Origin of the sequence: Candidatus Rhabdochlamydia porcellionis, assembly GCF_015356815.2 — a bacterium.
Taxonomy (GTDB): domain Bacteria; phylum Chlamydiota; class Chlamydiia; order Chlamydiales; family Rhabdochlamydiaceae; genus Rhabdochlamydia; species Rhabdochlamydia porcellionis.
On sequence record NZ_CP075585.1, the window covers coordinates 1,184,008 to 1,210,037 of the forward strand.

22 protein-coding genes and 1 tRNA gene are annotated in these 26,030 nt (G+C 35.1%); 13 read left to right on the forward strand and 10 right to left on the reverse strand.

Annotation, left to right across the window (positions count from 1 at the left end; all coding sequences use genetic code 11):
- Positions 1 to 2 precede the first annotated feature (2 nt).
- On the reverse strand, positions 3 to 1,583 hold the full coding sequence (locus tag RHAB15C_RS05575; RefSeq protein ID WP_194844736.1) for a hypothetical protein: 1,581 nt from the start codon (positions 1,581 to 1,583) through the stop codon (positions 3 to 5).
- A 41-nt stretch (positions 1,584 to 1,624) separates the two neighbouring features.
- Positions 1,625 to 3,160: a hypothetical protein gene (locus RHAB15C_RS05580; RefSeq protein WP_194844735.1), complete on the reverse strand. Its 1,536-nt coding sequence runs from the start codon at positions 3,158 to 3,160 to the stop codon at positions 1,625 to 1,627.
- Between the two features lie 261 nt (positions 3,161 to 3,421).
- Here RHAB15C_RS05580 and RHAB15C_RS05585 point away from each other — a divergent pair, with 261 nt between their 5' ends.
- From RHAB15C_RS05585 to RHAB15C_RS05595, 3 genes are all read left to right on the forward strand, one after another.
- Entirely contained in the window at positions 3,422 to 3,679 is a 258-nt protein-coding gene (locus RHAB15C_RS05585; protein WP_194844734.1) for a hypothetical protein, read from the forward strand.
- Between the two features lie 27 nt (positions 3,680 to 3,706).
- Positions 3,707 to 4,639: an RluA family pseudouridine synthase gene (locus RHAB15C_RS05590; RefSeq protein ID WP_194844733.1), complete on the forward strand. Its 933-nt coding sequence runs from the start codon at positions 3,707 to 3,709 to the stop codon at positions 4,637 to 4,639.
- A gap of 95 nt (positions 4,640 to 4,734) precedes the next feature.
- Positions 4,735 to 4,977: a KH domain-containing protein gene (locus RHAB15C_RS05595; protein ID WP_194844732.1), complete on the forward strand. Its 243-nt coding sequence runs from the start codon at positions 4,735 to 4,737 to the stop codon at positions 4,975 to 4,977.
- 30 nt (positions 4,978 to 5,007) lie between these two features.
- On the opposite strand, the gene RHAB15C_RS05600 is transcribed toward RHAB15C_RS05595, so the two are convergent.
- From RHAB15C_RS05600 to RHAB15C_RS05610, 3 genes are all read right to left on the reverse strand, one after another.
- Positions 5,008 to 7,671, reverse strand: a complete 2,664-nt coding sequence (locus RHAB15C_RS05600) for a hypothetical protein (RefSeq protein WP_194844731.1) — start codon at positions 7,669 to 7,671, stop codon at positions 5,008 to 5,010.
- Positions 7,672 to 7,698: 27 nt separating this feature from the next.
- Positions 7,699 to 7,771 (reverse strand) — tRNA-Arg (locus RHAB15C_RS05605).
- Positions 7,772 to 7,923: 152 nt separating this feature from the next.
- Positions 7,924 to 9,531, reverse strand: coding sequence for a secretin GspD/PilQ domain-containing protein (locus RHAB15C_RS05610; protein ID WP_194844730.1), 1,608 nt, complete (start codon positions 9,529 to 9,531; stop codon positions 7,924 to 7,926).
- 180 nt (positions 9,532 to 9,711) lie between these two features.
- Between RHAB15C_RS05610 and dapB the strand changes: the two genes are divergently transcribed.
- The 8 genes from dapB (at position 9,712) to ndk (ending at position 16,567) form a co-directional block, all read left to right on the forward strand.
- Complete coding sequence (gene dapB / locus RHAB15C_RS05615; RefSeq protein ID WP_194844729.1) at positions 9,712 to 10,458, forward strand: 4-hydroxy-tetrahydrodipicolinate reductase; 747 nt, start codon at positions 9,712 to 9,714, stop codon at positions 10,456 to 10,458.
- Positions 10,459 to 10,894: 436 nt separating this feature from the next.
- Entirely contained in the window at positions 10,895 to 11,368 is a 474-nt protein-coding gene (locus tag RHAB15C_RS05620; protein WP_194844728.1) for a hypothetical protein, read from the forward strand.
- A gap of 55 nt (positions 11,369 to 11,423) precedes the next feature.
- Positions 11,424 to 12,353 carry a hypothetical protein gene (locus tag RHAB15C_RS05625; RefSeq protein ID WP_194844727.1) on the forward strand — a complete coding sequence of 310 codons (930 nt, stop codon included), beginning with the start codon at positions 11,424 to 11,426 and terminating at the stop codon, positions 12,351 to 12,353.
- A 17-nt stretch (positions 12,354 to 12,370) separates the two neighbouring features.
- Entirely contained in the window at positions 12,371 to 13,207 is an 837-nt protein-coding gene (kdsA, locus tag RHAB15C_RS05630) for a 3-deoxy-8-phosphooctulonate synthase (RefSeq protein WP_434062080.1), read from the forward strand.
- Positions 13,201 to 13,794 carry a hypothetical protein gene (locus tag RHAB15C_RS05635; RefSeq protein ID WP_194844725.1) on the forward strand — a complete coding sequence of 198 codons (594 nt, stop codon included), beginning with the start codon at positions 13,201 to 13,203 and terminating at the stop codon, positions 13,792 to 13,794. Before kdsA ends, RHAB15C_RS05635 begins: the two co-directional genes overlap by 7 nt.
- Positions 13,795 to 13,798: 4 nt before the next feature.
- The gene (locus RHAB15C_RS05640) at positions 13,799 to 15,241 is read left to right on the forward strand and encodes a hypothetical protein (RefSeq protein ID WP_194844724.1); all 1,443 of its coding nucleotides are present in this window, start codon (positions 13,799 to 13,801) and stop codon (positions 15,239 to 15,241) included.
- On the forward strand, positions 15,234 to 16,034 hold the full coding sequence (gene lptB, locus RHAB15C_RS05645) for an LPS export ABC transporter ATP-binding protein (protein WP_194844723.1): 801 nt from the start codon (positions 15,234 to 15,236) through the stop codon (positions 16,032 to 16,034). The genes RHAB15C_RS05640 and lptB overlap by 8 nt, the downstream gene beginning before the upstream one ends.
- 107 nt (positions 16,035 to 16,141) lie before the next feature.
- A complete protein-coding gene (ndk, locus tag RHAB15C_RS05650; RefSeq protein ID WP_194844722.1) occupies positions 16,142 to 16,567 on the forward strand; it encodes a nucleoside-diphosphate kinase in 426 nt (141 codons plus the stop codon).
- Positions 16,568 to 16,610: 43 nt separating this feature from the next.
- Here the strand turns inward: ndk and RHAB15C_RS05655 are convergent, their stop codons facing one another.
- Positions 16,611 to 16,862 (reverse strand): hypothetical protein, encoded by a 252-nt coding sequence (locus RHAB15C_RS05655; RefSeq protein WP_194844721.1) that lies wholly within the window; start codon positions 16,860 to 16,862, stop codon positions 16,611 to 16,613.
- A 371-nt stretch (positions 16,863 to 17,233) separates the two neighbouring features.
- Between RHAB15C_RS05655 and RHAB15C_RS05660 the strand changes: the two genes are divergently transcribed.
- Positions 17,234 to 17,500: a hypothetical protein gene (locus RHAB15C_RS05660; protein WP_194844720.1), complete on the forward strand. Its 267-nt coding sequence runs from the start codon at positions 17,234 to 17,236 to the stop codon at positions 17,498 to 17,500.
- A gap of 138 nt (positions 17,501 to 17,638) precedes the next feature.
- On the opposite strand, the gene dtd is transcribed toward RHAB15C_RS05660, so the two are convergent.
- The 4 genes from dtd to RHAB15C_RS05680 are packed head-to-tail and all read right to left on the reverse strand — an operon-like array spanning position 17,639 to position 24,485.
- Complete coding sequence (dtd, locus tag RHAB15C_RS05665) at positions 17,639 to 18,073, reverse strand: D-aminoacyl-tRNA deacylase (RefSeq protein ID WP_194844719.1); 435 nt, start codon at positions 18,071 to 18,073, stop codon at positions 17,639 to 17,641.
- The gene (locus tag RHAB15C_RS05670; RefSeq protein ID WP_194844718.1) at positions 18,073 to 19,863 is read right to left on the reverse strand and encodes a phosphoenolpyruvate carboxykinase (GTP); all 1,791 of its coding nucleotides are present in this window, start codon (positions 19,861 to 19,863) and stop codon (positions 18,073 to 18,075) included. The genes dtd and RHAB15C_RS05670 overlap by 1 nt, the downstream gene beginning before the upstream one ends.
- Before the next feature lie 24 nt (positions 19,864 to 19,887).
- Positions 19,888 to 20,982 (reverse strand): rod shape-determining protein, encoded by a 1,095-nt coding sequence (locus RHAB15C_RS05675; RefSeq protein WP_246587544.1) that lies wholly within the window; start codon positions 20,980 to 20,982, stop codon positions 19,888 to 19,890.
- A gap of 14 nt (positions 20,983 to 20,996) precedes the next feature.
- Positions 20,997 to 24,485: a DEAD/DEAH box helicase gene (locus tag RHAB15C_RS05680; protein WP_194844717.1), complete on the reverse strand. Its 3,489-nt coding sequence runs from the start codon at positions 24,483 to 24,485 to the stop codon at positions 20,997 to 20,999.
- 576 nt (positions 24,486 to 25,061) lie between these two features.
- Between RHAB15C_RS05680 and RHAB15C_RS05685 the strand changes: the two genes are divergently transcribed.
- Positions 25,062 to 25,976, forward strand: a complete 915-nt coding sequence (locus RHAB15C_RS05685; RefSeq protein ID WP_194844716.1) for a hypothetical protein — start codon at positions 25,062 to 25,064, stop codon at positions 25,974 to 25,976.
- Positions 25,977 to 26,030: the final 54 nt, after the last annotated feature.

Below are 26,030 nucleotides of genomic sequence, written 5' to 3' on the forward strand. Positions count from 1 at the left end.
CTTTAATACTCTTTCGATAGTTGCAAAAAAAAACCGAAAACTTCTCCTGCTACTTTTAACGTTGTACTCATTGCATTTGGTTCTTCTATGTTGGCAGGTACTACTTCAGCTGTTGCCATTGTTTGAATCGCTTCACATACTTGATCTACTGTATGTACTGGTAAATCCTTGTTCTCTGGTTTTGCATATACAAAAAGAATCATATCTGTTTGAGCTATATTAAAGACAGAAGCTCCATTATCTAAGCGCTCTTGATCTGTCGGTATGTAAATGCGCTTAAAAAGCGGATCAAAAGAAACTCCTTTTATACACATCTTTTCTACAGCCTTTTGTAAAAGCTCCTTTTGATAAGATAGCTGCTCATGTATTTCTTCCGTTGTCTTTTTCTTTTGAAGCCAAGATACAGGATAATCGCATTTAGGTGGCATTTCTCGCAGATCGTATTCTGAACCATACATGCTTCGTAATTGAAAATATCTTTCATTGACTAGATCTTGACGATTTCTCAAAATGATCGCTGTGCAATGACGCTCTTGTCCATCAATCGTGTATTCCCTCTCCACACATGCAGAAGAAGAAGCAAAACCACCTAATTTCTCCAAAAGATGGGAAATCTTGTGAAGGTCTACTATTTTGATGGGATCAGCTTGTAAATCAGCTTCAATCGCATTACAGATTTGATCTACCGTATGAGTTGGCATAGCATCTATTTCTGCAATACAAGCTTTTTCTTCTTCTAAAGGCACTTCCTTAGCTTTGTATTCAAAAAAAATACCGGTTACTTTAGCTGCGCTGGAAAGAGTGATTTCATTGATTCTGAGATCTTTATCTGTTAGCATAAAAATACGTGTAAAAGCTGGATCAAAGGGTTTACCATCAATATGCATCTTCTCTACCGCTCTATGCAATAAACGTTTTTGGTAAGACAGCTGTTTTTCAAGCTGGTCAGGAGTCTTCTTTTTCTCTGGCCAAATTGTAGATGCGGAGTAACGGCTTTTAGGAAGCTCGTACTCCTCAGAATTCTCCGAAGCGCGATTTTCCCAAAGAAGATGGTAGTTTTTATACGCTAAATCTCGATAATTGGTTAAGTGTACAGATGAATGACTTCCCTCTTTTTCATTAAATGTATAATACTTTTGTTCAACATCAGCAACACAACCAGCAAACCCCCCTTTTTTTTCTAAAAAAAGTCCAAGGCCATGGATGTCAGAGAGGCCATGTTTTGGTCTAAATGCAATAGCAGAAATACCTTTTTGGGTATTTCTGGTAATCTTATTCCCTGTGGGCTTTCGAATAGCACGCATAGTATCCACGAATTCTTGAGCTTCAGCAGGACAAAAATCGTGATTTACACCTCCTGCTTCGAAGAGATCTGTGACATAATCTGCTACAGCCTCAGCGGATGGGTTCCAATCTAAATGCAAAGGTTTTTTTTTACATGCAATGCTTTTTGACAAGCTATATCGAGATATTGTGGATATCTCATGACTAGGATTATCCACTGCTTTTTCTGCAGTAGTTAGATAAAGTTCCGAAGAAGATCCTGTTGGAGATCCTCCGGGTCCTAAACTAGGTGAAGACATGGCAAACTCCTTAAATTTTTATCTATCTGTTCTTTTATGTTTTAATCAGCTGGATTTTCTTCTGAAGCAGTGATTTCCTTAACCGCTTTCCATGCTATTCTAGCCTTATTGACGCTTTCACCAAGCTTAGCAGCATCTTCAATTGTATGATTTATATCTTGTAAATTCACTCCTCTAAAAGTGTTTGCAAGCCATTTTCCTGAGTCCACAATTACCCCTCTGACATCTCTTCCTGTGCTAGCAAAACTCCTAACCCATGCTCTCCCACTAATCTCTAATTGAGACACAGATCTATCACAGGCTATATAAAAGTTTATGGTAGAGCAAGCACCTAACTCTGCTGCAAAATCATCTATGATTTTATTCCTCTCTGGATCTCTCATAGGGACCCCTTGCACAAGCCTTTCCATAGCCTTTTTATCGACTTCAGATGGATTTTGCGCACTTATCGAAAACATCCCCAAAAAAAACTCGCTGATCCCTATAGGAAGCTGTAGTGCCCATCCTGCTTGTCTTTTCATTTCAATGTGCCACGCCTCAATTTCGGAAGAGATTCCTATCTTGTTCTGCTTATGTGCCTTTTCATTAAAAGAAAAACTTATTTTTTTAGCACTTATGAAATTCGTATATTCAAAGCGCTCTATATTTTCTCCTTCTTTACGATAAAATTGCTGATACACCCATCTTTGGACATCTCTTACCAGCGTTCTTGATAAAACATAGCCAGGCATAAAACAGTTTAGAGGATGTTCTTTATAAAAGGTGAGCACTTCTTCATTTGCAACATGTTCTAATTCAGGTGTGTACTTTTTCATGGAGCGAATAACAGCGTTGACATGAGTGCTAACGTTTGACAAACGAGGTTCTGAACCTGGTGCAAACCTACAGTGAATTTCAGAGTTTTCCTGACTCGCCCAATCAAAAACCCTACACATGATTTGTTTCTGTAACTTACAGGTGAATTTAATCAAGCGAATATCACGATCTCCGTGCCATACTTTCATAGTCTCTTCAGTAGCTGGCTCTCCTTCATTTAGAAAGAGTTCTCCTTCTTCCGTTCTACACCATCTTATAACCCCTTCTTCTGCTTCTAAAGCATAAGGCACACTTCTAGGGATTTCTCTTCTTTCTTCTTGAAACTCTAAACTATGATCATCGTTAATAGCCGATATAACCGGATTATATGTGATTAAAAAATGATGTAAATCACCATTGTCCCATTCTTTTATTCCTATTTTTTCTGTTCGTGGATTAACCGAGATAAATACTGCCATCTTTTTATCGCTAAACAAACGACTTTCAATGGGTCCTGCACTACTACCTTTCCAAACACAATGCGCAAACACCGGTGTAAGATGTATTGAAGAAGAAGCGCTGCTTGGCCAATAGCATTTAACACCAGGGTGATGGTTATATACAGAATATCGAACATTTTTTCTGTCGCTAGATACCTTTAACTCTAGGTAAGGGACATTTAATCTCCAACTGCATATAGGTTCAACTGCTAGCTGGTTTGCAGGGAGTAACTCCAAGCCGCAAAGTGCTTGATTGGTATTACATAGGTTAGGAGTAGCCATTTTTATGCTCTTTTTTGTAACACATGTTTTATGAAGCTTTTTTTGTTTAAAGAATAAGTATTTTAATTGTAAAAAAAATATTAAGTCAATATTTTTTTTAATTCCATTTAGGGTAACTCACCTTAAGATGAAGATCTTTCATAAAAAAATAATTAACTATTTTTAAATTAAAAAAATGATTTAAACCACGAAAAACAAACTAACATTTTAGTTTGAATAAATATCTCCTTTTTCTTATTTTAAAGGAAAAAGCGAGTACTTATGACAGAACCTACCCCCCCTTCTAACTCACAGCCTATTCAACCTCAAAAACCCTCTTTCTCCTCTAAAAATGAACAAGAAACTTTAAAAGTATGGCAAACATTTCTTTCACAAGGGACAACCCCTGCCACCAAAGAGCAGACTCAGCTATTTATTAATGGCATCCTAAAGTTTTTTAATACCTTGGTTGCTCAAGAAAGAGCTAAAATGTCTAAAGCAAATAAACACTTAAGAGATGTAATAGAAGGAAAGGAATAAAATCTCTTTTTTGCTATACTGCAAAGCATGTTTACTTATAAAAATTGTTTTACGTCTTCTTTAGAAGAGTCCCATCTGCGACTCGATGCCTTGTTATCTCTAAGGTTTCCAAATAAATCGCGTAGTTATTTCCAATTTTTAATCAAGCAAGGCCATGTCCTCGTTAATGGAAAAGCGATGAAAAAAAGGGAAAAAACAAAGCCTGGAGATGAAATTGAGATTTATTTTCAAATCACTCCTGAAATCGATTTAACTCCTGAATCTATTGATTTGGAGGTTCTTTATGAAGATGAACATTTGATTGTCATAAATAAACCTGCTGGAATGGTTGTCCATCCTGCCCCTGGTCATCATAGAGGAACCTTTGTCCATGCTCTTTTATTTCATTGCAAGCAGATAGACTCTGACGATCCCTTAAGACCTGGTATTGTTCATCGATTGGATAAAGATACTTCTGGAATTCTAATTGCTGCAAAAACACGTACAGCACATGCAGGCTTAATAGATCTATTTGCAAAACGAAAAATAGAAAAGACATACTTAGCCATTTGTATAGGTATGCCAAGAGATGGCCTCATTGATACGCCCATTGCACGTCACCCCTCTCGTCGTAAAGAGATGACTGTGTGCATGCAAGGAAAAGCCTCTAAAACCATCTGCCAGGTTTTAGCTCAAAATGGTTCTCTTTCTTTGGTTAAACTAGAGCTTCTAACGGGCCGTACACACCAATTAAGGGTACATTTAAAACATATTGGTACCCCTATTTTAGGCGATGAAACTTACGGGAATGCTGCTATCAATAAAAAATTTTCTACTAAAAGACAACTTTTACATGCCTATTTTATAAGTTTTTTTCACCCTATTACGCAGCAAATTGTCTCGTTAACAGCTCCTATTCCAGAAGACTTAAGAGAAGCTATTGAACTAATTGATCCTCAAAGAGAAAAAAAATCTATCTAGCTTAGAATTCTCTCTTTTCGTTATCATAAAGTGTAAAGTAAGTTTCCTTTTTTCTTCTCTTACTTATTTTCTGCGTTTCATATGAGGATCGAACTATGAAAGAGTTTGTTGAATACATCGTGAAGAACCTTGTTGATCTCCCCCAAGAAGTTCAAATTAATGAAATTATGGGCCAAAGCTCCTTGATTATAGAGATAGCTGTAGCAAAGTCAGATATCGGAAAAATTATTGGTAAAAAAGGTAAAACGATTAATGCGATTCGGGATCTGCTTAAGTCCGTAGCCAGCCGCAACCAAATCCGTATTACTCTTGAAATCATTGAAGAAGAAGATAAATAAAAAAGCTAGCCTTAAAGGTAAGCTTAATTATCATTCAATCAGTCTGGGAAGGCAAGGGGAAACCATAGCCTTTCTAGAATTGATTGAGCCTGCAGGAAATTTCAGAACCGCAATGGGTAAAGATCCTTTATTATTCAGCTCTTTTTTAGTAATTAAAAAAAAGCTTTCAGCAAATATTTGTTCATACGCTTTAGCTGTATCTCCATAAAAGCAAACAGAAAGATCCCCTTTTATAAGAGCTGGACAAGAGCGAAAAGTATTTAAAAAACTTTTTAAATGCTCAATCGACTGCTCGGTAAAAGGGATCCAAATCCACAATTCATCTAAATGATGATCTTTAATTTCCTTTCCAGAAAATAGATTATCTGCTCCTGCAATTGTACTAATCATTTGCAAATGTAAATCTACTTCTGGATGATCAGACCAATAATCAAATAGCATTTTATACCACTGTTCTTGCAAAGTAGCGACATGTTTAGAAAAAGAAGGGTAATTACGAGTAAATATTTTTGTCTGTCCTACTCGAGCACAACCATTTTGTTCTTTTGTATCAACAAATATAGAAGATGGTTTACCTTTAATACAAAGTCTGACATTTTTCTCTACATTTTCTTCTTTAGCTTTATAGATTTTATAATAAATGGAATAGACATCTCGGTTCTGTAAAATTCTCTTTGTTGCTAAAGAAACAAAGTTTTCCTCTGCATAAATATCATCAAAGATGATAGCTTCTACCTCTTCTTTTAAAATAAGCGATTTTAGACGGTTAATTAAGGATGCAACACATTCAATATCTCTTCGAGAAACTTTGGTTAATAAATCAGTATCTTCAAAAATAGCATATAAAAAATGGAAGTACTCTATAATTTCTCTTTTAGGATCAATAAAGTATGTATTTCTTTGCTCACAAGCGTTTTCTTTTTGCAATAATCGTTGCAAAATCCTTCGATCGCTAGCAGAATACAAAGAAGATGACTTCTCTTTTATTTGGCTTTTGATTTGTTGTAGATTCATACCTCCAGAGCCATATTTGTCATTGATAGCAAAGCTTAGCTCTGCGCATAACACATTACAAGATTGTGCATCTGCAATGACTGCTAAAGGCGCAGATAAAGTTTGTAGATTACTTTTATGATGATCTATTACACTAATCACTTCAAAGTAGGCTGGAATCTTTGTTTCTTCTCGATTACAAAAGTCACGTAGAGAAACCGTACCAAGAATATTCTTATGCAAATCACTGGCATAAATTACTCCTAAAGGAATCACTTTTCCATTCGAATCTGCCATTGTTACTGTCAAATAGGGATAATTATTCATTTTACTACGGATCTCTTCTACTTCTGCCCGATAGTTTACATGTTGAGGAACATACCCAAACACATGGGTTTTAATATCTAGAGCAACATCTAGTCTTTCCATAAATGCACGAATGCTTTGAATAGAACGATCTAGGCTCTTAATCATCTTTTCCAAAGCTAAAAAAATTCTAGGACGATTTTCGATTAAAAACCCAGAAGCATCAAAAAGAGAGGATTTATTTAAAGAAGCAATTAATTCTAAGAATTGAGCAAATTCCAGTAAATCGTGCGTCTTCATAGCTTCTGCAAATTCTTGAAAAGTACAGCTTAAGCCTTTTTTTACACCAAGCACTTTGTGAAGATAAGCACGCGCGTGTTTTTTTTGCCCTTCCGTAAACTCTCGAGCGGGTTGACAGTCTTCTATTTTTGTCATTAAGACAGCATTAATAAATTCTGGCAAATCTTTTAAAGAAAGATCTTTTTTAGCAAAAAGAGAAACCAATTTTACATGTAGATCATTTTCAAACCAACGTAGACAATTATTTAACAAAATAATGACCTGTCTTACCCCTTCTACATCATAGTGACGCCAATCTCCTAAATAATACCCCTGTTCATCGACAAGTACAATCGCATGAGGGCGATGTTCGTGATCAAATAGAGAAATGGATTCTGTTGTCAATTGTCTTGTTAAAGAGTTTTGAGTAACCAGATCAATCCCCGACAGCGCAAGAGTGGTCCGATGTTTAGCTAAATGAACAAAAGCTTTCTTACCAAGCATTTGATCAAACAAGACATCAATCTCAACTTGAAAGTTAGGAGGGCCTCCTGGAACATTCCATATATGCAGTCCACTCCCTACCCTTGCTGCAAATGCATCTACCCAACCCCAAAAAGAAGCAATTGCTGTATCTAGATCAGGAGAACCATGCGCCGTTACAAAGTGCGAGCCTTCATATACTCTATCCATACCAATAGGGAAAAAAGATTGGTATTCTTCTCGCGGAATCCATTTACCTGCAATCTTTGCACGCAAACTATAGTTTTCATGAACACTAATCCCAGAAAATTGGTTTAACCATAATTCAAAATGAAAAAAGGCATAATTATCTAAAAGAGTCAAAGCATTAATTGCTTCAATATAATCCAATACGGCAGGTAATAAAAAACAGGGAGTTTTTTCTTTATGAATAAGCTCGTAAAGAGTTAAATTAATCCGCTCGCTCTTTTTGCGATCATTGAGTTTTTGAAATTCAGCTGAACGAAATTTTCTTAAAATAGTACCTAATTGATGAAACTTTTTAGGAGAAGTTGCAAAATCTCCTATGTATTGCTGTTCTGATTTTTTAGATTTTAGACGAATCAGACTTTTGAAGTCGGATTTTTTTTTCATATATTGATATTAACCATTAAAATCAAATGGGCTGAGCAGGATTCGAACCTGCGACCACCCGCTTAGAAGGCGGGTGCTCTATCCGCTGAGCTATCAACCCAAAGTTTCTTGTAAAGATCTCTATCTTAATTGATTTTAAAAGATTTGACAAGGTGCAATATTAAAACCTTAAGTTTTTCTATAGAAAGAAAGACTCACAAAGGCGATGCCAAGCTATCAGGCTTACGTTTAAATTACAAGATCTTTAAGAGTTTATTCACATTCCATGGGATTAACTAACTCAATCGCTTCTATAAAATCTTGGCTTATTGTCTGACTTTCAAATTTTTTTTCTTGTTTTTCAGTCAATCTACAGTACTCTTCAAAAGAACGAATGATGTAAGGACGTACAAAAATAACAATATTACGCTTTTCATCGGACTTAAGCGTCCTACTAAACATAGCTCCAACTACAGGAAACCCTCCTAGACAAGGTATCCCCGTTTTATGTTGTGATTTCGCATTGCGAATCATCCCGCTTACTATTAAAAAATGCTGATCAGGCACATGAGCATGTGTTGACATATTCGTTTTTGTCGTTCTAATTCCATTTGCAGTATTTTGTGTATGCATAACGTTTTGATCCAAGCTTTCTGTAATTTCCTGATCAATTTCTAATGAAATAATTTCATCCTCACCTAAACGAGGAGTGATACTTAGACTCACTCCTACATCTCGATATTCCACATTTGCCGTTAATTGCTGACTTTGACCAACTGTCTGCACTATGGATCCTGTAAAAGGAATGTTATCTCCCACAAAAATAGTAGAGTTTTTATTATCTTGAGTAATGATCTTCTGATTAAGCACAATTGTGCTACTGCCATCCGTTTGTAAAGCAGATACTAAAGTGCCTAAAGAAAGAAAGGATTTACCTTTATGCATAATGATATCACCAATAACCCCTAGATTAAACCCAGGGACTAGAGGAAGTTGCGATAAGCCAGTTGGAGGATTGGCAGGACTAATGCTTTGGACAGTATTAGCAAAAGATCCTGCTGTTAAATGTGCAGGAGAAAAATTACCTACCCCTACTCCCAATCTATTTCTGTACTGAGCTCCTGTTGACCATTGCAGACCAAAATCCATACCTTTCTTTGTGTCTGTTTCAATAACCAACACTTCAATAAATACTTGACGCAGAGGGGTGTCTAAACTATCGATTAACTTACGCAAACTATAAAGCGTTTCAGGGTCACCAGAGCAGAGAAGAGAATTTGTTGCTTTGACCCATTGTAGAGATTGAATGGCATTAACTAATTTAAGTGGAGCATTTGATTGATTACGCATGTCTACAGCAATCTTCTTTAATGATTGTTCTAGTTCCATTCCAGAGTGGTACTGCACTTTATATACAAAAAAATCATACCCCTCTTTTAAACCTGGTAACTGAGGAATAGAATTAAAGGCTGTTAAGTCTGAAGCATCAAAAGGAACTTTATGATAACCATCTTTTTGCTCATCATATCGTTTAATTACATGATAATCGGATTCTTTTTTTACAAATAAGCCATGAAAGTGCAATAATTCGATCAATGCTTGTAATACTTGCTTAGAAGACATTGATTTCCCCATACAAAGAGAAATAGCAAACCCTAAATCACTATTACTGAAAATAAAATTTTCTCCAGAAATTTTGCTAACAAAACGAATGAACTCAATAATAGGAATGTCATTGAAATTAATCGAATGATGTTCTTCGGTTTTCATTAGTATTTTTTCTTTCTGCTCCTCAGAAGATAAATAGGAGTTACCGACTAAACATCCAGTTAAGCCGCTACACCACAGGAAATATAATAATTGTTTGATTTTTTTTGTCATAAAGCACGGTTTTCAAGCTTGAGTAGTATATGAATATAGATGTTTTTAGAATAGAAAATTTCAAAAAAACCAAAAGAATTTTGATTTCTTCTTTTTTACACAAACTAATTAGATCCAAAAAATAGCAAAAGCAATATACTTTTTGTGAAAAAAAATCCTCATGAAAAAAAAAGGAACATTATGTTAGTTGGTTTATCAGTACTTGGAGCAACGGGAAAGCTGGGGAAAAGTATTCTTGCTTTAGCAGCCAATCAATCTAACTACAAGGTAGTTATGGGAACATCAAGAAAGTACTTAGAAAAACCTACCCTACAAAAAATAGCGAATGTAGATATTAGCATGACAAGCTCTGCTAAACTAGCCATTCATGCTTCAGATATTACTATTGATGTCTCTTCTAAAGACATTACTTTTGATCATTTAGAATATGCAAAGCAATTTTCTAAACCTATTGTCATAGGAACAACTGGACATAGTATAGCAACGCAAAAAAAAATTGAAGATACAGCCCAATATATCCCCATATTCTATACTCCTAATTTTAGCCCGGGTATTTCTCTTCTATTACAGTTAGTTGAATTTATAAAAATGTCTGGATTTAGCAAAAATTGCTGCATTGATATTGTTGAAACTCATCATATACATAAAAAAGATCTGCCTAGCGGCACAGCTATTGCTCTTGCTAAAGCTACAGGCAAAAAGATTGCAGAAGATGCAACAACAAAAAGCAAATCTTCTCAAGTTCGCATTCATGCTATACGCAGTGGTGAAGTAATAGGAGAACATCAAGTCATTTTTGAATGTGATAATGAACAAATAAAGTTGACCCATCAAGCATACTCTCGCGACGTATTTGCACAAGGAGCTCTTGCTGCTGCTGCATTTTTAACTAACAAAAAACCGGGTCTCTATTCTAGTTTAATTTAAGAATTAGACACTTAACAACTCGGATTCAATCTGCTGCAAAACATTTTAAAGTTATTCTCCTTATAGGTATATTTCAAACGGAGGAAAGCATTCCCTTAACACCATCTGTTACCTAAATCAAGATTTATATGAGACTTTGAACGGATCTTGATCGCTTTTTCTGTCAAACCTTTCCCAATATGAAAATCATACTAGGACTTATCATTCATGCAGGACATGAAACATATCTAATAGATCAAAAAAAACATCAGCCCTTTCCTGAAAAGTACTTTAAATCTCATCAAAAAAAGCAGTATTTTTAGATTTAGTTTGCTTATAAACTATTTTAAAAATAATAATTGCCAGAGCAGCCAAAAAACTACAAGAGATTTCTTGTGATTATTTTTGGTAACATCTCAAAGATTTTGATCTATCTTTTACATAGGAGAAAAATGGCATGAAAAATTTATTAAAATTATTTGGTTTAAGCATTGTTCTATCTATTGCTGGCTTAAATGCTCTTGAAGCCTCTTCTGAAAAAATTTATGTTGATTCAGAAGATATTACTTTTGAAGACGGAATCATCTATTTGCACTTAGAAAATGGCGCTTCAAAACCAGTAACTGCTGTCTACTCAGACGAAAAGGGTGTATATGTTTTGGATCAAAATGATCCATTAGATCAAAGTACAGAACCAGAAGCTGTATGCACACAAGATAACCAAGATGAGTCAGATCAACCAGCAGAACAAGAATTTCTCTATGCACAAGATGATCAAGTTGCTTTAGATCAAGCTAGTAAAGAAGAAGCTTTATGTACACAAAATGCATATCGCAAATTTGTAGCTGACTATGAGTGCTCCAATTGTAGCTGCATTAACCCAAGCTACAGAAAAACCTGTAAAGACTGTGGAGCAATTATTATTCATTGAAATCCAAGAAGGCCCCCAGCATGTTCATTAAATGCTGGGGCAATAAAAAACCCCTATGAAGAGATCTTTTTATCCATTACAAATAAAGGCCCTGTTGCTTTGGTTTTCTCTAGCTGGATTGGCTTTTTGTTTTTTTCAAAAAAAATATCCTAGTTTAAAAAAAGAAACCTTCTTAATGGAAGCCCTGCTACAAAGTATGATATTTGAACAGGATTTTGGCTATACTTTATTTGGAAATAAGCCCGTATCTTTAGCAGGATATTTTCTCAATCCCTCTTTTAATACTATTTTTTTTAGCAAAAGAGGTTCCTTATTTCCCATTGTTGAAGCTTGGTCTCTATTAGAAAAAAATGTTCTTTGTCATTTGCAAGGAAACTATATACTGCTTAAACAAGTAGACCATACAAAAAATTGCTCTACTTTCCAGGTAATTATCATAAATAAATCCAGTTTCTTACAAACAGTTACTGAACATCTGGATCTATTCTGCGAATTGCTTGAGAAAAAAATAGATCCAAAAGAATTATTAGATGAAGTGATTCTCAATCAAAAAAGTTTATGGTATATCCTCAAAGGCAATCAAGTTCTCTATGGAATTATTTTAGGATATGGAAAAAAAAATTCTTTAGCTTTTAAAAGAAAATGGGAGTTAGGACAAGTATTCAACGATAACTACCAAAACTTGCTAAGCAATCCTCCTTTCTATCCAAAACCTTCAAAAGGCTTTTCCTCATCTGAAGACGAGTATCGCTATTTTGAAGAGCAACATGATTTTTTTGATATACGAACCAGCCCCCTTTCTCCTCTTATCCCCCCTTGTTTTATGATTATGAAAGACATTGATACAGAAACAAAGTTACTTGCAAAAAAATATAAAGAGACCTTTAAACAAATTATTGAGATTTATGCTAAAGGAGATTTTTTGTCTATTACTCTAGATCATCTGATGCGAAAAAAAGGCTTCCACATTGAACAAAATTCTTAATAACCGCATACTTGTCGATTATGAAAACAATTAAGATTAAAAAGTTTTGCATTGGTAAAAATCAACCTTTAGCAATCATTTGTGGACCTTGTGTAATTGAATCTGAAGATCATGCTCTTTTTTGTGCTGAGCGCTTAATGAATATATTTAAACGTTTTCCCGAGCTTAATTTCATTTTCAAATCAAGCTACGATAAAGCAAACCGCTCTGCCCATAGCTCTTTTCGAGGACCTGGAATACAAAAAGGGTTAGAAATTTTAGCAAAAATCCAACAAGCATTCGATCTACCTGTTTTAACAGATATTCATTCTTCTGAAGAAGCTGTTGAAGCTGCTAAAGTTGTTGAAATTATTCAAATCCCTGCTTTTCTTTGCCGTCAAACCGATTTGATTGTAGCTGCTGCTCAAACAGGAGCTATTTTGAATATCAAAAAAGGACAGTTTATGTCCCCTTGGGATATGCAAAATGTGATAAATAAAATTCTCATTTCTGGCAATGATCAGATTATTCTAACCGATCGAGGAACGAGCTTTGGGTATAACAATCTTGTAAGCGATATGCGAGCTATTCCCATTATGCAAGAAATGGGTTATCCTGCTTGCTATGACGCCTCCCACTCTGTACAACTTCCAGGAGGCCTGGGAAATGCTTCTGGCGGACAACGTCAGTTTATTCCTCCTCTTGCACAAGCTGCTATTGCAGCAGGTGCTAATTGTTTGTTTATTGAAGTACACCCTAATCCAACAAAAGCTAAAAGTGATAAAGAATCTGTTTTGGCTTTTGATGTACTTCCTAAACTTCTTACTACAATTTCTCAAATTTATCAAATTGTTCAAAAGTGTGAAATATGTTAAAACAAGCAACCTCTATTGGATGTATGCTACTTGTAATTACAATGCTTACATGGGGTTGGTTTTTCTTAAGAGTACGCCCTGTAGATAGATTTAAAGTTCTTAGCCTTTTAGAAAGACAAATCCAATCCAAGACAGATTTTTCATCTGCTAATCAAACACGTTTAAACGTTACCAAAGACATTTGGCTAACTCAAGATAACAATAGTAGATTACATCATAGAATTGCAAGCAGGTCCTCTTTACTTGTTTTAAAACCCAATGAAGGGAAATTTAAACTCATCGAAGAATTAGATCAGATTAATTGCTTGATGCAAGAGCGTATCTACTATAGTAATGGAGTTGCTATGCAACAAGTACGTTTATTGGAAGCTAACTCCGGCCAATACCATTTTTCAGAAAAACAACTCCTATCTCAAGGAGTTAGCATCTCGGTATATAAATTAAATACACACACTCTTCCTCAAGAAATATTCTTAACATCACCCATTTTTTCAGGAAATGCTGAGAATATCTCCATGATTATATCGGGTAAAACGCCTGAGCTTCAGGCAAAAGGATTTATAGCACAGATGTATCCTAAGGATTAAATACATGCTTTATTTAACCACTCTATTCCTGCTTACAATGCCTCTTAACGCCCAAGATTGTGGCCTGGTTTCTTCTGAAAATGCTTCTTATGATGGACAAGATCTTATTCTTTCAGGACACGTCATTATTGATCATATTTTAGGAAGAATGCAAGCAAAGAAAGCTCTCTTAAAAAGACAGGAAAAAATCAACTTCCCATTCAATCAGATTGAGCTTGATCAAGAGGTTTTGATTCTATTAAAAGAGCATGGACGAATCACAGCTGACCGAGCTGATTTTGACCTACAAAAAAATCAAGGTATTTTAAACTCTGATCAAGAACAAAATGTTACATACCAAGATATGATTTATGATAAAAAAGAGAAGCTGGTCCCTTTTACTATAGAAGGACGCAGTTTAAAACTTAATTTATTATTAAAAGAAGAAAAGAACAGAGAATATCTAATCGATTCAATTTGTGCAGAGCAAGATGTGGCTATTTCTTATGCAAATGCTTTTTTCCTAACAGCTGCAAAAGCTACCTATAACCAGTTAGATCTAATCAATCAATGGAAAGGATTCATCTCTGCATATGGACAAGATGAGGATACTAGCTGCTGTCTAACGCATGAACAAGACATAGTATATGCAAAACAAATTGATATAAACCTTATCGATTCTTACCTGCAATTATTTTATGCTAAAGGGATACTACAAAGCTTTTTACCGCCTAAAACAGAAAAGAGTTCTCTTCATTTTTCTACAGATTCTCTTCATTGGAATGATCTAGAAAAAAAACTACTGTTTAAAGGTCCGACTCAGATTGAAGAACAAAGCATTGGTATAATACATACGCAAGATGAGCTAACCATCAAAAATTGTATGGTTAATAACAAGATGATTTTTCAAACCTTGGATGCCAAAGGACATACAGTTATGACCTGCAAAGATCTAAAAGGGCGCAATCATCGTATAGAATCACATGGAAGGCTTCACATTGATCAAAATAAATTACAGGCATGGATTGAAAGCCTTCCAGATCAAGAAGGCAATATACAAAATCCATTATACTACGAAGCAGAAGATTTTAATGTATTTTCAGATAACGCTCAATTAGATTACATCAACATAAATCAACATGTAAAACCTTCATCTATTGTCCTAAAAGAGCACGTTCTTCTATTCTCTAAAGGCCCAAATAAACCAGATCAACTAGCAATTGCTGATAAAATGAGTTACTCTTTAGATACCCAATCCATTATCTTATCTGCTCATCCTGGGAAAAAGGTACTTTTTTGGGATGCTTTGCAAGAATTGAAGATTAGCGCATTTGAAGTACATATAACTACAGATTGCTTGACGCAAGAAAAAGTCATTAAAGGGATTGGCAGAGTACAATTTGACTTTAGCAAAGAAGAGCAAACTCAATTCAATCAACACTTTCCACAGTTTGCATCTCATGAATAATTCAATCTCTTCTCTACAAATAAATATTGCTGATATTTCCTTCAAAAAAGCTGCTTCTCCTCTAAAGCTCCCTATCTTATTTGAAGCAAAAAGCTTAAAAAAAAGCTATAAAAACAAACCTGTTGTCCATGACATCAGCTTAGAAGTAGGTATAGGAGAAGTAGTGGGATTATTAGGTCCTAATGGAGCTGGTAAAACCACAGCTTTTTATTTGATTACAGGGCTCATTAATCCTGATAGGGGGCAATTTTTTTTTAAAGGACAAGAAATCAGTCACCTTCTTATCCATCAACGCGCTAAGATGGGTATGGGTTATCTTTCACAAGAGCCTTCCGTATTCCGCCAACTTACAGTCGAAGAAAATTTACTCTGTATCTTAGAAACATTACCCATAAAAGCTCAAGAGAAAGCAAATCGTTTAAGAAATTTACTAGAAGAGCTACATCTAACTCCTTTAGCTAAAAAGAAAGCTTTGACCCTTTCTGGCGGAGAAAGAAGACGTTTGGAAATTACTAGAGCACTCATTACTCAACCTTGCTTTTTATTGTTAGATGAACCTTTTGCTAATATCGATCCCCTTGCGGTGCATGATGTAAAGCTCATGATTCGACATCTTCAAAATAAAGGAATTAGTATATTGATTACAGATCATAATGCTCGCGAAATTTTTTCTATTGTAAATCGTAGCTATCTTATTCAAGAAGGTAGAGTCTTGTTATCAGGAACAGTTGATGAGTTATTAAAAAACAAAGAAGCACGAACAAATTATTTTGGAGAGCATTTTAAGCTATAGTCATCTATTTTTTAGAGTAATTAATATTTTATTAATGAGATTAATTTGTGGATTTTCTATAATTAGATGATTTTAACATGTTCTAAATAGATTGTAGGAGATTATATATGTCGCATGAACAAACACTTTCAATTATTAAACCAGATGCTGTTGCAAGTAATAAAATTGGAGAGATTTTTTCCTATTTTGAAAAAGCTGGATTAGAAATTGTAGGGATTAAAATGCAACGTCTTACTGCAGAACAAGCAAAAGCTTTTTATGCAGTACATGCTCATCGACCTTTTTTCCAGGAATTGATTCAATTTATGACAGAAGGCCCCATTGTAGCATTTGTAGTAGAAGGCGAAAATGCTATTAATCGTACACGCGAACTTATGGGAGCTACAAATCCTAAAGAAGCAACGCCTGGAACTATTAGAAGAGATTTTGGCTCTTCTATAGAACGCAATGCCATTCACGGTTCTGATACTTCAGAGAATGCAAAAACAGAGATTTCTTTCTTCTTTCAACCACAAGCAATTTTTATCCATTAATGGTATAAAAAAGGCTTTTTCTTCAAAAAGCCTTTAGTCTCAATTAATGATGGTGGCCACCTCCATGCCCTCTATGGTAATGGCCGCCTCCATGTCCATGATAATGGTGCCAGTTATCTTCATTATCAAACCATATTCCATTATAATAACCAGGGCCATTCCAATAATAATACCCTTCATCATTATCGTAGTAATAATATCCACTATCGGGTGGTGAATCTATATTTACATCCACTCCACTCATTAGAGGGTTTACCCAGACAAATAGCATAAAAATGAAACCAATAATTCGCATAATTACTCCTATATCGCTCTCATCTGAACTGTAAAAAAATAAATAAATATTTTAAATAGTAAATACATATTTTTCAGAAAAATCACTGTGTTTAAAAATCACATAAAATACAGAAAATATTTTATATTAAAAACTTTTATAAATAGAATGTCTCAACTTTATAATTAACTTAAGATAACAACTCTCACGAGCTGAATTTACGGCAACTATTACAAATAATTATTTATCAAGACCTACGGAATCACAAAAAAAAACAAGAATCTTCTTCTAAAAAACTAAAAAGAAAAACCATAGATTATCTTAACCAACCTAAAGCTAAAAAAGCTCTCGTATTAAACCCAAGTCCATCCTCTTCAGAAAATAGCATAACAATGTCTTCTAGTTTCAAAAAAAAGCTTAGAGATGCTATAAATCAAATTTATAAGAAAGCAAACGCACTATCCTTCGAGAAAATACAAAGACACTATGCTAATCAATTAAATATAGATCTTCAAGAAGTTAAAAATATCTATATAGCTGTTTCTACCCATTGCTCAACTGCCAATGAATCCTCTGTAGTAGAAACTAAAATATCTTTTTCAATAAAACGCAGTATAACAATTGACTCTGAATTAAAAAAAATCTTGCAAAGGCTATAAATCGAAACTTTGATAAAATACAAACATATTATGCTAATCAACTTAAAGTAGATCTTCAAGAGATTAAAAAAAATCCACTTTGCTATTTCGACCAATTATCCAAGTGCTAATGACACTTCTGAAATAAAACAAAAAAACTCAATGATCTAATATAAAGGTCACAGGACCATCATTGATCAGGTGCAACTTCATATCTGCACCGAATATTCCTGTTTGTACAGACAACAAGTTCTGCATCTGATCTATAAACGCTTCATATAGAGATTTAGCAACATCTGGACAAGCTGCTTGAAGAAAACTAGGCCTTCTACCAGATATACAATCTGCGTATAGAGTAAATTGTGAAATAATTAATAGCTCTAGTTTTAGATCAACTAGAGAGAAATCCATTTTACCCTGAGCATTAGGAAATATCCTAAGCTGTGAGAGTTTTTTAACAAGATAGGGGACTTTCTTGTGTGTATCTTGATTGTTAATACCTAATAAAGCAACAGCTCCTTGGTCAATGGCTCCTACTTGCTTAAAATTTACAAAAACCTGTGCTTTTAAAACACGTTGAACTACAAGACGCATTATTGGATTCTTTTCTCTAATGCTTGTAGTTGGTGTAGCATATGAGGAGGAAGTTCTGAGCCAAATAAAGTAAAATAACGATGCATCTCTTTTATCTCTTGACGCCACTGTGTAACATGAATGGCAAAGAGTTGCTTTAATTGATCAGAGGTCAGAGATAACCCGGAGATATCCAAAGAGTCTTCTTTAGGAAGATTGCCAATAGCAGAAGTTTGAAAATTATCGTTTTGGTCCACTCTTTCAAAAATCCATTTTAATACACGAATATTATCTCCAAAGCCTGGCCAAATATATTTACCCTTATCATCTTTTAAAAACCAATTCACATGGAAAATTTTAGGCAAAGCTACACTATTTTTCTCTATGCTTAGCCAATGATTGAAATAGTCTGCCATATTATAACCACAAAAGGGGAGCATAGCAAAAGGGTCATGACGCAACTTACCTATCTCCCCACTAGCTGCTGCTGTCATTTCAGAAGACATACATGCTCCTAAAAAAACTCCATGAGTCCAATCAAAAGCTTCATAGACCAAAGGCACGGTATTCGAACGCCTACCACCAAAAATAATTGCAGATATGGGAACTCCTTCTGGATTTTCCCAGCTAGGGTCAATCACAGGACATTGCTTGGCGGAGACTGTAAAACGTGCATTAGGATGAGCTGCGAAATGCTTAGAATTAGGAGTCCAAGGATTTCCTTGCCAATCTGTCAATTGAGAAGGAGGTTGCTGTGTCATTCCTTCCCACCATACATCTTTATCTTCTGTCAATGCAACATTTGTGAAAATGGTATCATGTGTGAAAGTATTCATTGCGTTGGGATTGGAAGTAAAAGAAGTCCCAGGTGCAACTCCAAAAAAACCAGCCTCTGGATTAATTGCGTAAAGCTTTTGATCTCTTATATGCAACCAAGCAATATCATCTCCTACACATTCAATTTTCCAGTCAGGAAGGCTTGGCAATAGCATAGCTAAATTAGTTTTTCCACAAGCACTGGGAAATGCAGCTGCGAAATATTTTTTTATTCCCTCTGGATTCGTAATTGCAAGGATTAACATATGCTCTGCTAACCAGCCTTCATCTCGGCCCATAACAGATGCAATACGCAAAGCAAAGCTTTTTTTACCCAAAAGCGCATTACCACCATATCCACTTCCAAATGACCAAATGCTGCGCTCTTCTGGAAAATGTACAATGTATTTCTCATTAGAACAAGGCCAAGATACATCTTCTACATTATCTAAAAGAGGCATACCTACTGAATGCAAACAAGGCACAAATTCTGCATTAGCTAATTTATCAAGAATTTTCTCACCTACTCTTGTCATGATATGCATATTACATACCACATACTCTGAATCGGTGATTTGTACACCAATTCGGCTAAAATCAGAGTCTATTGGCCCCATGCTGAAAGGGATAACATACATGGTTCTTCCTTGCATAGAACCAAGAAACCGAGTTTTTAACAGAATCTTCATTTGTTCAGGATCTTTCCAATGATTGGTAGGACCTGCATCTTTTTCATGTAGAGAACAGATAAAGGTAGATTCTTCAGCACGAGCAACATCGTTAACAGAAGAATGGCACCAAAAACTATTAGGACGTTTTTCAGGATTTAATGGGACAAACAGGTTTTTTTCAACAAGAATCTGAGAGAGGTTGTGGTATTCTTCTGAACTGCCATTACATATATAAACTTGTTTTGGCTGACAGAGTTCTTTAATCTCCTCAATCCAATGAATAAGTCTTTGATTGCTTGTCCAATTTTGGTTAAAATTAGACATAGCTTGTATTCCGCTTTAATTCCTTCAAGTAACTGATCTACGCTTTTTAAATTTATCTAAATATTCTAATGCTTTTCCTGTCCCTAAACAAACGGCTAAAAGCGGATTAGGAGCTACGATTACAGGAAGGCCTGTTTCTTTAATTAAAGATTTATCAAATCCTTTAATTAAAGCACCTCCTCCTGCTAACACCATACCTCTTTCTACTAAATCTGCAGCTAATTCAGGAGGGCATTGTTCAAGTGTCAATTTTACACATTCAACGATTTGTTGAATAGGTTCTGCTAAGCATTCTCGAATTTCTACTGAATTAATCCTTTTTGTAACAGGAAGGCCTGCTACTTGATCTCGGCCACGTACTTCCATTTCAAGTTCATGTTCTCCTAAAGGATAAGCAGAGCCAATGGTAACCTTAATTTCCTCAGCTGTTCTTGGACCAATCATCAAATTGTAAGTACGACGCATATAATTGACGATGCATTCATCAAATTCATCCCCTGCAATTCTTAAAGAACGAGATTCAACAATTCCTCCAAGAGAGAGAATGGCAATTTCGGTTGTTCCTCCACCTACGTCAATAATCATATTTGCAACAGGCTCATGAACAGGAAGATCTACACCAATAGCAGCTGCCATCGGCTCTTCAATTAAAATGACTTCTTGAGCCCCAGCACGCAAGGCAGAATCTTCAACAGCACGTTTTTCTACTCCTGTAATACCAGAAGGAACTGCAATCAAAATCTTAGGACGGAAAAAACTACGCGCAGGAGTTACTTGCTTAATTAAGGCTTTTAACATCCCCTCTGCAATTTCAAAGTCAGCAATAACACCATCTTTCATGGGCCGAACCGCATGTATTTTACGCGGTGTTTTTCCTAACATATCTTTTGCTCTACGCCCCACAGCTAAGACTTCATTATTTGTAGAATCAACAGCTACAACAGAGGGTTCAGCTAATACAATTCCTTTTCCACGCACATATACAAGAGTATTTGCTGTTCCTAAATCAATTCCAATGTCACTAGAAAAAAGACCAGAAACATTGGTAAATCTATTTATAAATTTACCAGAAGTTGTTTTGAAAACCGTTTTAAGTGAACCAGAATTTGCTTTAGCCATATCTTTGATTTTTTTTACGTCTTTAAAAGCTCTAATACATCTTCCCAGGTGAGCTTTGCTATCACCTCATCATCGCAACTTACAACTTTCTTGACCAATCCTTTTTTTCTTCTCTGCATTTCTGCTATTTTTTCTTCAATGGTATCAAGCGCAATGAGCTTATAGGCTGAAACCGACTGCTTTTGCCCTAATCTATGTACTCTATCTGTTGCTTGGTTCTCCAAAGCTGGGTTCCACCACATATCGTAATGAATGACAGTATCAGCTCCTACGAGATTTAAACCTGTTCCACCTGCTTTTAAAGAGACTAAAAACACAGAAATGGAAAGATCCTCATTGAACTTCTTAACAACTTCTAGGCGATTCTTACTAGACCCGTCCAAGTATACGAAACGAATCCCTTTTGCTTCAAAGTCCTCTCTCATAATCTGTAACATACGTGTGTATTGAGAAAAGATCACGGTTTTGTGCTTACCTTCTACTAGTGTTTGTAAGAGATCAAGCAGCATATCATATTTAGCAGAATCGCCAGGTTCTGCTTTTTCTTTTGCAAAAATCGCAGGATGACAACAGATCTGCTTTAGCCTAGTAAGGGTTGCCAGAACATGGATTTGTACTCGATCAAAACCATCTCTTTCTACCAACTTCACTAATTCATCACGAGCAGATTGTGCATAAGATCGATAGAGTTGCTGCTGCAGCTCTGAGAGTTGACAGTGGTAAATAATCTCTGAGACAGGCGGTAGATCATCTAATACATCGCATTTCATCCTTCGTAAGATAAAAGGAGCCACTTTTTTGCGTAAATACTCCAAATTTTTAGCTTGTTCTTTACCTGAAACACGGATGTATTTTTCTACAAACCTATCATAGGTTCCTAAAAATCCAGGCATTAAGAAATCAAATAAGCTCCAAAGTTCTTCCAAAGAGTTTTCAATTGGTGTTCCTGATAAAATTAATCTGTGATCTGCTGATACCATTTTAACCGATTTGGCATTTCGAGTGCCCCGGTTCTTAATATGTTGTGCTTCATCTAAGATCAGATAAGAAAAACTAGCAACTTTATAATGCTCAATATCTTTTTGTAATAAGGTATAAGAAGTAATAATAATATCACACTGATCTAACTGTCCAATCAATTTTTTCCGATTATTGGGAGCTCCATCGACTACAACAGCTTTCATTTTAGGATTAAACTTGGATACTTCTTCTTTCCAATTATACAGTAGAGAAGTTGGACAAATAATAAGAGAGGTTCGAGGGCTTTTTGTTAAATGCTGTGTCAAAGCAACAATGGCTTGCAGGGTTTTACCAAGACCCATGTCATCAGCAAGAATTCCATTTAAAAACATAGTTCTAAGCCTTTCTAACCAATGTACTCCCTCTAGTTGATAAGCGCGCAATGTAGCTTTTACAGAAGCTGGCACATCAGAAAAGATCAATTGCTTTTCACCAATCATCTGTTTGCGGATTTCTACTAGTTGCTCCGTCATGGAAAATTCTATAGGTAAACCTTCAAATTGAGATCCATCAATATTAGCTAAGCTCCAAAGAGGTCTTTCCAGTGTGTGGTTCTCAAGAACCTCTATACCCATTTCGTCAAATAACTGCACAACTGCATAGAGTCGATCTAAATCTAAAACTAAGATTTTAGGAATTTTATGACCTTCACTCCCTTTTTTCACACGACATTTAGGGGAATCAAGTTCGATAAAAGATTTTCTAGACCCTACACATTCCCAAAGTTGATCGAGTTTAATCCCATTAAGAGCACCATTAACTCTTAATGCAATCATATAAGTACCAATTCGATCTGTGTGAGACAAATCGATGACAAATTGTGTTTGATCGTAGATAAATTGATCGAGTAAATTCTGTGGACAATTAAATTGCACTCTCTGTTGATACCTAGGGATAATATCTGTCATAAACTCGACAATCTTTTTCTCAGATTTTGAGATATACATCCCAGTATCGGGCTTAAAAAGAAAATCTTGAAATAAATCTTCAATGATTTCTCTCTCTTCTACTAAATTACGAGCCAAAATCCCTTGCTCCGAAACAAAGCAATTCACTCCTTTAAAAGTAAGTTGTGAGACTGCAACAGGAACTTTATGTCCATCGTAATTGAAATGTAAACTAGCTTCTAGCTCTCCATCCAAATAAGAAATATCACAAGTCGCTTCCAAATTACCTACAAATGGCAAAGTAACAAAATCTTGTAGAGCTTCTTGATTAGCAATTTCTGCATAACGAGCCATTTGCGGTAGTGCGTTTTCCACAAAAGTCCCAAATAACGGAGCCGGAATTGTCATATCCCGAATTTGTTTTAAGTTACGTAAATGCAATCTTGTAATAGATTCAGGGAATCGGTAATAGACATTTTTATAAATCATTCCTGGTTTTGCACATTCAAAAAATCGAGATTCTTCCAACCCAATTGCATGATCTGCAACAAGAATGCGTGGATCGATTAAAATCTTAGAGGTAGGAGGAAGAATATATTGTAGGCAAAAGCGTAGCTGCGCTTGTGCTGGAGAAAAGCGTAAAGGCATTTCCATGGTAGCTTCATAGATTCCTGGCAAAAGAGGGGCTTCGTCTTCTTGTGACAATAAGCCAGATTTAGCCATTTTCTGCATGGCTATTTCATATGCTTTTGCCAAAATCATACCAAAGGTTTCTAAATCCAAATAAGCAATTCTTTGTGCTCTTTCTGTATGATTGTTTTCATAAAAACGTGCTTGATCACGTATAATTTGCACAATCTCTTGCTGCATTGCATCAAATGATTGCAAAGAGAAACAATAATTTTTTCCAGCAATGCAAATGATCTCTTCATAACGCAGTCTTTCTAAAAAGAGCCTTGCATTTGGTACGTATAAGGGCTTGGAGCGATAAGGAAGGCGCAGAGCAATCTGCATCTCTATAATCTTATTGTCTTCTTCTAAAATAGGATTAAAAATAAGAGCAAAATCTGCTTTATCTAACTCTTGTTTTTGATAAGACCTAAAAAAGGGTGATACAGCAAGATGTCCAGAAGCCACCGTATATTCTTGTAGAACCTGCTTTTGATGTTGTTCTTCTTGTTGTTGGAAAATTTTGCTTTCTGCTTGTTTAATTTTCTCTAATAATTGCTCTTGTTCTACTTTGTCGATTCCAATTGTTGCTCCTAATTGCTTCAAATTATTTTCTTTGGAAAAAGCAACCAAAATAGAATCGAGATTCTCTTCTAAATAAAAAATAAGTGCCGCTAGATGCTGACAATCATAATTGTAAGGACAGTCGCAATTAGAGTCTCTAGTTTCACATTCTAATCGATCAATTTCAATCTCGCTTTCATAACAATTATCATATTGTCCCATCACCTTAGCGGAAATTCGCATTGTCTTTGCGTCTAAATGTAAGAGCTTAGCTGATACAACTTTTTGCTTATCGTAAAGCTCACGCCCTTCTTTCACAATTGCAGAAGAAAAATCCTGCTTTAATTTTCGAAAATTCAACATAAGTAGTGCAATTGATTAATGATTCCTAAAATCTAACCGAATCTAGTTTATTATTTTAATATAAAACTTTTTTTATGTATGTAAATCCATTCGGGTTTTCCATGCTTTTACCCTTTTCTTTTAACCTATGCAAGAAAAATTGCGGTTAATCTTTAAGATTTGCCAAAATGCACATATCGTATTCCTTGTGTATTATACAAGGGGACAAAGAATAAAAAGAGCGATTTCCATCCTTATCCCTCACATTTCTTTAAACAAATCTTCAAGAATAACCTGTTTATTACAATCTCTTCAAAGTACATTGTCTTTTAAAGACTTGCATTTTTTTAAGAGGTTTTGAGCATATATTTTACCAAATGCAAAAAGATGATCAGAATATCTGAATTTAGACTTTATAATGTACATAAGTCACTTATAATTAATGATATATATTTATTTAACACATAAACAACTAATAAATAGAGTATTAGATACAAATAATAACAAAACATATTAATTAAAGTATTTTATTTGAGTTAATTAACAATAAATAAATATTAATCCTGTAAAATAGATGTAAATAGGAGATATAAGCATATGACTATCCATAATAATGCATCTTATACTACTAATAGTATTGTTGACTCTAAAGCTCATCAAACCTCTTCTAGCATCAATAATCGGGTAGAAGAAGCAGCTTTTGATGTTCTATTTTCACAGAAAGAACCTACATCAGAGACAGAACAACTACGTTTTGAGCTAAATGAGTGTAAAAAAATAGGCTCTTCATATTATACAATAGTTACATGGAAGGGTAAAAGATACCGCATCACCGTACATGACAATAAGAAAAAGCTAGCTTGCTCAGAAGCAGATTGGCAGCGAGTAGAGCATCAAATCATTAAAGTATTAGATAAAGTTCAAAACAGCAAACATTTTTTTAGAGGAGCTCTGCAACTGCACGCTAAAACTAAAAATAAATGGAAAGTCACCTATGAAAATAACGCTCCTCATATAGAGCGCTCTGTAAACAAAAAAGTTATTAGAGATTTTAAAAAGTTATTTGAAAACCAGATCAAACCTACAAATATCCTACCTCCTTCACAACCCCCTAAAAAGCTGGAAAGCGCATCATATTCAAACCTCATTTATAGACCGACAAAAAAAGAAAAGCCTTTCTTCGAATTTACTAAAAAAATTATTGAAAAAATTAAAGATTATCTTCGCTCTATAAAATTGAATACAAATGAAGATACGGAAGAAGTAAAAAGAGAAAAAAACCCTTTAAAACAAGCTAAAGATTATCTCTTTCCTTCTCATAGAAACATTGATGATTTTGACGATCTTTCTAGCAGTGATGCAGCTAGCATAAGCCCCTTTGAGAATTCAGGTCACCGAGAAGCTGATTTAGACGATAATACAAGTCTAGGTAGTATAACAGCTGCATCAAGTCACGTATCTAGCGATAGTGGCGCTTCTTATTCTCCAGAAATTTCTCCAGAAAAAAGATAGAAAATACAACTATTAAAAAAAAACCCACTTTACTTATTTCATGAAGCTTAAAAG

What these genes read in the sequence shown, in the direction of transcription:
- RHAB15C_RS05585 (WP_194844734.1), top strand. Translation starts at nt 3,422, where the DNA reads ATGACAGAACCTACCCCCCCTTCTAACTCACAGCCTATTCAACCTCAA.
- RHAB15C_RS05580 (WP_194844735.1), bottom strand. Translation starts at nt 3,160, where the DNA reads ATGGCTACTCCTAACCTATGTAATACCAATCAAGCACTTTGCGGCTTG.
- RHAB15C_RS05635 (WP_194844725.1), top strand. Translation starts at nt 13,201, where the DNA reads ATGTTAAAACAAGCAACCTCTATTGGATGTATGCTACTTGTAATTACA.
- RHAB15C_RS05685 (WP_194844716.1), top strand. Translation starts at nt 25,062, where the DNA reads ATGACTATCCATAATAATGCATCTTATACTACTAATAGTATTGTTGAC.
- RHAB15C_RS05625 (WP_194844727.1), top strand. Translation starts at nt 11,424, where the DNA reads ATGAAGAGATCTTTTTATCCATTACAAATAAAGGCCCTGTTGCTTTGG.
- RHAB15C_RS05655 (WP_194844721.1), bottom strand. Translation starts at nt 16,862, where the DNA reads ATGCGAATTATTGGTTTCATTTTTATGCTATTTGTCTGGGTAAACCCT.
- RHAB15C_RS05680 (WP_194844717.1), bottom strand. Translation starts at nt 24,485, where the DNA reads ATGTTGAATTTTCGAAAATTAAAGCAGGATTTTTCTTCTGCAATTGTG.
- RHAB15C_RS05600 (WP_194844731.1), bottom strand. Translation starts at nt 7,671, where the DNA reads ATGAAAAAAAAATCCGACTTCAAAAGTCTGATTCGTCTAAAATCTAAA.
- RHAB15C_RS05670 (WP_194844718.1), bottom strand. Translation starts at nt 19,863, where the DNA reads ATGTCTAATTTTAACCAAAATTGGACAAGCAATCAAAGACTTATTCAT.
- RHAB15C_RS05610 (WP_194844730.1), bottom strand. Translation starts at nt 9,531, where the DNA reads ATGACAAAAAAAATCAAACAATTATTATATTTCCTGTGGTGTAGCGGC.
- lptB (WP_194844723.1), top strand. Translation starts at nt 15,234, where the DNA reads ATGAATAATTCAATCTCTTCTCTACAAATAAATATTGCTGATATTTCC.
- RHAB15C_RS05660 (WP_194844720.1), top strand. Translation starts at nt 17,234, where the DNA reads ATGTCTTCTAGTTTCAAAAAAAAGCTTAGAGATGCTATAAATCAAATT.
- RHAB15C_RS05595 (WP_194844732.1), top strand. Translation starts at nt 4,735, where the DNA reads ATGAAAGAGTTTGTTGAATACATCGTGAAGAACCTTGTTGATCTCCCC.
- dtd (WP_194844719.1), bottom strand. Translation starts at nt 18,073, where the DNA reads ATGCGTCTTGTAGTTCAACGTGTTTTAAAAGCACAGGTTTTTGTAAAT.
- RHAB15C_RS05675 (WP_246587544.1), bottom strand. Translation starts at nt 20,982, where the DNA reads ATGGCTAAAGCAAATTCTGGTTCACTTAAAACGGTTTTCAAAACAACT.
- RHAB15C_RS05620 (WP_194844728.1), top strand. Translation starts at nt 10,895, where the DNA reads ATGAAAAATTTATTAAAATTATTTGGTTTAAGCATTGTTCTATCTATT.
- RHAB15C_RS05575 (WP_194844736.1), bottom strand. Translation starts at nt 1,583, where the DNA reads ATGTCTTCACCTAGTTTAGGACCCGGAGGATCTCCAACAGGATCTTCT.
- ndk (WP_194844722.1), top strand. Translation starts at nt 16,142, where the DNA reads ATGTCGCATGAACAAACACTTTCAATTATTAAACCAGATGCTGTTGCA.
- RHAB15C_RS05640 (WP_194844724.1), top strand. Translation starts at nt 13,799, where the DNA reads ATGCTTTATTTAACCACTCTATTCCTGCTTACAATGCCTCTTAACGCC.
- RHAB15C_RS05590 (WP_194844733.1), top strand. Translation starts at nt 3,707, where the DNA reads ATGTTTACTTATAAAAATTGTTTTACGTCTTCTTTAGAAGAGTCCCAT.
- dapB (WP_194844729.1), top strand. Translation starts at nt 9,712, where the DNA reads ATGTTAGTTGGTTTATCAGTACTTGGAGCAACGGGAAAGCTGGGGAAA.